Origin of the sequence: Mycobacterium sp. (assembly GCF_049280035.1) — a bacterium.
GTDB lineage: Bacteria > Actinomycetota > Actinomycetes > Mycobacteriales > Mycobacteriaceae > Mycobacterium.
Map to the genome: position 1 here is coordinate 1 of NZ_JBAPPI010000018.1, position 5,939 is coordinate 5,939.

6 protein-coding genes are annotated in these 5,939 nt (G+C 66.2%); 2 read left to right on the top strand and 4 right to left on the bottom strand.

Annotated features, from left to right (window positions below; all coding sequences use genetic code 11):
• The first annotated feature begins 443 nt into the window (after positions 1 to 443).
• Both WAN71_RS00635 and WAN71_RS00640 read left to right on the top strand, forming a co-directional pair.
• The gene (locus tag WAN71_RS00635; RefSeq protein WP_422223477.1) at positions 444 to 638 is read left to right on the top strand and encodes a hypothetical protein; all 195 of its coding nucleotides are present in this window, start codon (positions 444 to 446) and stop codon (positions 636 to 638) included.
• A 210-nt stretch (positions 639 to 848) separates the two neighbouring features.
• Positions 849 to 1,031, top strand: a complete 183-nt coding sequence (locus tag WAN71_RS00640) for a hypothetical protein (protein WP_422223478.1) — start codon at positions 849 to 851, stop codon at positions 1,029 to 1,031.
• 226 nt (positions 1,032 to 1,257) lie between these two features.
• On the opposite strand, the gene WAN71_RS00645 is transcribed toward WAN71_RS00640, so the two are convergent.
• The 4 genes from WAN71_RS00645 to WAN71_RS00660 form a co-directional block, all read right to left on the bottom strand.
• On the bottom strand, positions 1,258 to 2,730 hold the full coding sequence (locus WAN71_RS00645) for a sigma-70 family RNA polymerase sigma factor (RefSeq protein WP_422223479.1): 1,473 nt from the start codon (positions 2,728 to 2,730) through the stop codon (positions 1,258 to 1,260).
• A 296-nt stretch (positions 2,731 to 3,026) separates the two neighbouring features.
• Positions 3,027 to 3,833 (bottom strand): hypothetical protein, encoded by an 807-nt coding sequence (locus tag WAN71_RS00650; protein ID WP_422223480.1) that lies wholly within the window; start codon positions 3,831 to 3,833, stop codon positions 3,027 to 3,029.
• Between the two features lie 440 nt (positions 3,834 to 4,273).
• Positions 4,274 to 4,447: a hypothetical protein gene (locus tag WAN71_RS00655; protein ID WP_422223481.1), complete on the bottom strand. Its 174-nt coding sequence runs from the start codon at positions 4,445 to 4,447 to the stop codon at positions 4,274 to 4,276.
• A gap of 131 nt (positions 4,448 to 4,578) precedes the next feature.
• Positions 4,579 to 5,939, bottom strand: a 1,361-nt coding sequence (locus tag WAN71_RS00660) for a sensor histidine kinase (protein ID WP_422223482.1), incomplete at its 5' end; no start/stop codon positions are given.

Here is a 5,939-nt window from a genome sequence, read left to right on the forward strand (position 1 = left end):
GATCCCGGCTCACCGCCAGCCAGCGCGCCGGGCGGCCCTAGCATCGCTGTCGGCCCCGGTGGCGTGTCGGTGAACGTGCCAAATGGCCCGAGCGTCTCGTTCGGTCCGCTGGCGCCGCCGGCCCCGCCGGCCCCGTCGGCCAACAACCCACCGGCCAAAAACCCCAATTGCAACCCCAACAAGCCGTTGTTGTGCCCGTGAGGCGGCTGGTCGTGGGGTACGGAGAGGCCAGGTATTGATCCTGCCCTCGCCGGTGTACCCCCCGACCGCCTGTCGGAACCGAATTCGTCGTCGCTGCCGATGCTGCGCACCGATCTGCACTTCAGCGGACAACGGAACCAGTCAGAAATGTCCCGCAAAAACTGTCCGAGTAGGGCCCGCTGATTGCTCCTACTGGTGAACGCGGCGCACGGCGACGCCGTTACCGATAAGAGGAGGGCATCATGATTACCAGCGACATCCAGCCACCGACCGGCATCGACCACCACCATGACGGACTCAGGTCGGCCCTGGCCAACTGCGCCCGCGTCGCCTTCATCGTGATAGTGGCTCTTGGTTCCTTGGCTGGAACCGGGCTTGTCCTTTGGTTGTTGAGCATGCTTGCCCACAGCAGCTATGGGGTGTACTTCGGTGTTTAGCTCACGGCAGCGGGTCTGCTTTCACGAGGCGAGCTCGGCGACTTCCGACAGGAAACGCTCATCGGTGCCGACTGTCCACGGGCGGGTAGTCGGTAGCGCCAAGCTTGAGTCATTGAAGGCCGAGTGCCCCGAGCTGTACCGCCTACTTGATGCGCTTCGGGTGGACAGCGACAACTGGCGCGCGCGAGCCTACGTGAACTGGATGGTGCGATGATGACCACCATCCTTGCGCTGGGCCGCACCATCGTTCGCGGTGTCGACCAGTTCCTCGCGGACTTTGGTTTTGTTTACATAGCCGGCACGCAAGGATCGGCTGCGGCGCGTGAGTGGCAGATGAAGTGGGATACGGGGTTTCAGAGACCCGCCTTCAACGACACCACCGCAGCTGGCTAAGCCCCCAATCCGGTACGGAACTGCTGCATTGCCGGATTGGATGTCGGCTCGTCGCGACTCGTGTTCCGGGCGCCGGGACGCGCGGGGCTTGCCAATTCACCCCGGCACCGAAAAGTCGGGGCACCAATGCAATCCGATAGCAGACTCTGCGCGGTCCGGGCGCCCGAGCACGCTAATCGCTGATCTGGCGAATCCCGTTGTCGGCCAGGCGAGCTCGTCGAGCGCGTCAGCCGGGCCCCTCGCCAAGCCATCTCGTCGACGGGGATCGGGAAGGCCGCCAAGAACGTACTTGCGGAGGGCATTTTGAAGCATTGGCGGCGGTGCTGCCATCCCAACATGTCACGGTCGCCGGAGGGGGGGTGGTCACCGGCGTCGGACACGACTGACCCGCCGGCACCATCGCGCCATTCGGACACTGCGTCGTCACCGGCGTCGGACACGACTGACCCGCCGGCACCATCGCACCGTTCGGGCACTGCGTCGTCACCGGGGCGGGTGTCTGGATCAGCGAAGGCGCCTGGGTGGGAGGCACGGTCACCGCGGGAACGGCGGTGTTCGTGCCCACCGGCGGCGGTAGTGGTGCGGGGTTGGACGTTGCCCCGGTCGGAGGCAGTGGTGCGGGGTTGGAGGTTGCCGCGGTAGGCGGCGGTGGTGCGGCTGTCGGCGTGGGGGTGGTTGCCGTCAGATCCTCCGGGCTAATGGAGACGTTCTGGTGGTGCAGCCACGCGAGTGTCAATACGAACGACGCGAGCAACGCGGCGGCAGCCATTGCGGCCATCCGCATCCGACGGCGGGTGCGGCGCGAGGGGGTGTCGGTGTCGTCGGCCCCGCCGTGGTGAATCGGCGCTTCGTGGTCACGGGCGGCCGTGGCACCGCCGCTCATGGCGAAGTCGGCGGCGGTCAGCTGAATCTGGCCCATGGTGTGGCCGCGGAGCCACCAGGGAGCGGGGATAAACACCGGCACCGCACCCAGCAGAGCACGCGGGTTGACCAGGGAGCGACGCTCCTGCTCACAGGTGGAGCAAGATTCGATGTGACGGGCAACGCGCTTGCGCATCAGCACGCTGAACTTTCCGTCCCAGTCAGCCAGGATCCCACCCAGTTCCGGGCATCCCCGGGGGTTGCGGTGGGCACGGCGGGCAACCAACAACGCACCCAGCGAGCGTTCGACGGTCTCGCGTAGCCGAAACACCATCTTGGTGGCGTTGCCCGGGCTGACGCCCAGCGCCTCGGCCAGTTCGGGGCCGTCCAAGCCGTGGCGGTAGGTCAGCTCCAGCACCGAGCGGTCGCGGTCGGAGAGCCCCCCGGCAGCCTCGGCGATCAGATCAGCGAGCTCGGTGCGCGCGGCCAAGGTGTCAGGACCCGCTTCTCCGGATACCGCCTCCGGCATTTCGTCGAAGGCCTGCTCGCGGCGACGCTCCCGGATGCAGCGCAACGCCTCGTTACGCGCGATCGCGTATAGCCATGGACGGAGCTTTTCAGAGTCGCGCAGCTTCGGCAGCTGTGTCGCGGCGGTGCAGAACACGTCTTGCACGCAGTCGGCGGCCGCCTCGCGATCGCGCACCATCCCGATACAGAAGTCGTGAAGCCGGTCGGCGTAACGGTCATAAATCTCGGCGAAGGCGCCCCGATCGCCCGCCGCGGCCGCACCGGCCAGCTGCGCGTCGGTGGCGATATCCCAGTCGGGTAATGCGGTCATGACATCAGCTCCACGCCGATGAAGCGTCGGTACCCCGTCACGGAACTGCCGACATTGCCAATAAGTCTGCACGCACAGAGCTGGATTTGCACTGGTAATTCCGGTTTCCGGCGGCCAGGGGCACAGGCAGCAACAGCATGAGCACCTGGCCTTGCCTGTGGCCCATGAGCCGTCTCACTGCTGCTTGCTGCCAGCAGCCGGCTGGGGCGGCACGAGCGGCGGTAGTGACGGGCCGACCGAGATGTTGGGGCCATTCGGCACGCTCACCGTCACCCCACCGCTCGGCCGCAGCACGGCTATCTGGCGGGCCCCCCCTGGCACCCTGGGCAGTCCTCGAGGCCCGGACCGGTGCCCTGCTGGCCTTGGCCGGTGCCCTGCTGGCCTTGGCCGCTGCCCTGCTGGCCCGGACCGGTGCCCTGCTTGCCTTGGCCGCTGCCCTGCTGACCTTGGCCGCTGCCCTGCTGACCTTGGCCGCTGCCCTGCTGGCCTTGGCCGCTGCCCTGCTGGAGTTGCCCGGTGCACTTCGATGGATCCCCTTGACAGGGAGCCAGGCCCGGAACACGGACGATGTTCCCGCCCCGCTCCTGGGGAGGTAGTGTTTTTCGATTCGCCGCCGCTCTGGCATCGGTGACTGCCTGCACGGACTGGTCCCACTCCTTCTTGGCCTCCTGCTCTAACTTGACGTACACACCGAGGTCGGTGTTATCGGTCCTGAGCTTGTTGTTCCAGTCCTGAAGACCCTTGTCGTCCTCGTCCATCTTCTTTTGCTCGCAATCGGCGTCGCACCCCGTTAGAGAAGCCCAGCCGGGGTCCTGCGCCACCCGATCATGGCGGAATTTGGCGTTCTTGCGATCGTTCGTTAGATCCGTTATGTGCTGATTGTCGTCGTTAACCTTATTTTGGCCGTTTACCCGCACACCGTCCCAATAGCCGTACGCCCCCCACTTGTCCTGCTCGGCCTTGATGGCTTGCTGCACGGCTGGGTCGGAGTCCGGGTCGGCGTGCGCGATTCCGGCACCCAGCAACAGGATTGTGGGCACCGCGGCCGCGGCGGCGAGCGCCGAGGTGATCAACTTGGTCTTCGGGATGTGGATGGTGTTCATGAGATGTTCCTTTGCTGTGGTAGCGGCCCCGGGTGGGCGGCTCTCAACGGTAGGAGCAGCTACGCTCGACCCGTCGGACACTTTTTCGAGAACTATTTGGAAATCAGCCGGGCGGATCGAGCTCTTCGAGAAGGCAAGGCCCTTGGGGTAAGCCAGCGGCATCCATGACACTTTGAGGTGTTGCGCACAGCCGGAAACCGCCGTCCCGGTGGTGGGGCTATCTCTGGCTATTCATAGTGGCAGTCCTTCGCGCGCGAACCTGTGCTAATAGGCGAGGGCGGCGCTGAGGTCTGAGCTGTAAGCCACATCCTGATCCGATGTGCGTTATTGCTGATGCTCCGGCTGGCGCCCGCGTCTGACTAGTGTGCGCGGCCGTGCGGTGTCGACGCATCGGTAGTTTTACTTAGATTTCCCAAGAAGCTGCCGTCTGCGCCAAGCAACTATGCGTGCGTGCCGGCCTGTACCGAGGCGGCATAGAACTCGTTAGCGTAGCCCGATGCGCTCCGGCCCCACGGATAAGTAATGCCGTCGCCCAGCAGCGTCCACAGTGCGGGCCGTATCCAGCGCGGCCGCCGCGAATATGCCAGCGGCGCAGGGATTGGGATCGGAGACACGCTGCCTAAGCGTCATAGCGCACTCTCATTCCCCCCGCGCCGCGGGTGGCACCAGGCACTTGGACAATGGTCGTGCTTTAATCCTGTTGCGCGGGCTCAAGTTTGGAGTTGGTCGAAGCTATGAGGGGGCGCTACACGTCCACTGTCAGCGGCAATCGCACCGTAAAGTCGGTGCGGCCCGGCGCGCTATCCAACGTAATCGTGCCGTGATGGGCTTTGACCACCGCCGAGACGATCGCCAGGCCCAGGCCGGTGCTGCCGCCCTTACGGGATCGGGAGGTGTCACCACGGGCGAACCGCTCGAACACCTCCGACTTCAACTGCTCGGGGATTCCCGGCCCGTTGTCGACCACGCTCAGCACGGCATGCGTCGCATCGGAGGCCAATCGGGTGGTCACGACGGTTCCCGCGCCGGTGTGGACGCGGGCGTTGGCCAGCAGGTTGGTCACCACCTGATGCAGCCGGGCGGCATCGCCGCTGACCGTCACCGGCTCTTCGGGCAAGTCGAGCTCCCACTGGTGATCCGGCCCAGCGACGTGCGCATCGCTGACCGCGTCGACGGCCACCCGGGACAAATCCACCGCTTCGCGTTCCAGTGGTCGCCCGGAGTCCAAGCGGGCAAGCAGCAGCAGGTCCTCGACGAGGTGGGTCATCCGCTCGGTTTCGGATTGCACGCGTTTCATCGCATGGGCGACCGCATCGCTGTCGTCGCGCATTCGTTGGGCCAGCTCGGTGTAACCGCGGATCGCGGCCAACGGGGTGCGCAGTTCGTGACTGGCGTCGGCGACGAACTGGCGTACCCGGGTCTCGCTGGCCTGCCGCGTCGACAATGCGGCCGCGATGTGGTCGAGCATTCGGTTCACCGCCGACCCGAGCTGCCCTACCTCAGTGCGCGGGTTGGCGTCCTCCTCGAGCACCCGCACCGGCAGCGCGACTTCGCCGCGGGCCAGCGGCAGATCGACGACCTCGCCGGCGGTCTGCACGACGCGGCGCAGCGGCGCCAGCGCGCGCCGGATGATCACGGTGTCCGCGGTGGCGGCGGCCGCTACGGCGATCACGGTGACCACCGCGAAGATCAGCAGGACCCGGAACATCGTGGCGTCGACAGTGGACATCGACAAACCGGTGATGATGATGTCGCCGCTCTGCCGGGCCGGTGCGGCAATGACGCGATACCGGCCCAGCCCGTTGATATCTCGGGTTACCGGCGTGCGGTTGATCGGGATCGCGATCAGCTGGGCCTTGGCTGCGTCGTTCAACGCCCCCCGGCCGCCGGCGGCGGTCAGGTATCCGGCCTCGATCGCCTGATCCTTGCCGATTACAGCGGCGACCATCCCGACCGGCTGAGCGGGAGCGTCAAGGAAAACCGGGCCCGGGCCGGGTCGCGGAAATGGCCGTAGGTGATGCCGCCACGGCGCAGAGGGTGGCTCACCGAATATCCGCACCGAGCGGTGCGAGGCGTCTTGCAGCTCGGTGTCGAGCTGTCCCACCA

Excerpts from the sequence above, each read along its gene's own strand:
- WAN71_RS00635 (WP_422223477.1), top strand. The coding sequence starts at position 444 with ATGATTACCAGCGACATCCAGCCACCGACCGGCATCGACCACCACCAT.
- WAN71_RS00640 (WP_422223478.1), top strand. The coding sequence starts at position 849 with ATGATGACCACCATCCTTGCGCTGGGCCGCACCATCGTTCGCGGTGTC.
- WAN71_RS00645 (WP_422223479.1), bottom strand. The coding sequence starts at position 2,730 with ATGACCGCATTACCCGACTGGGATATCGCCACCGACGCGCAGCTGGCC.
- WAN71_RS00650 (WP_422223480.1), bottom strand. The coding sequence starts at position 3,833 with ATGAACACCATCCACATCCCGAAGACCAAGTTGATCACCTCGGCGCTC.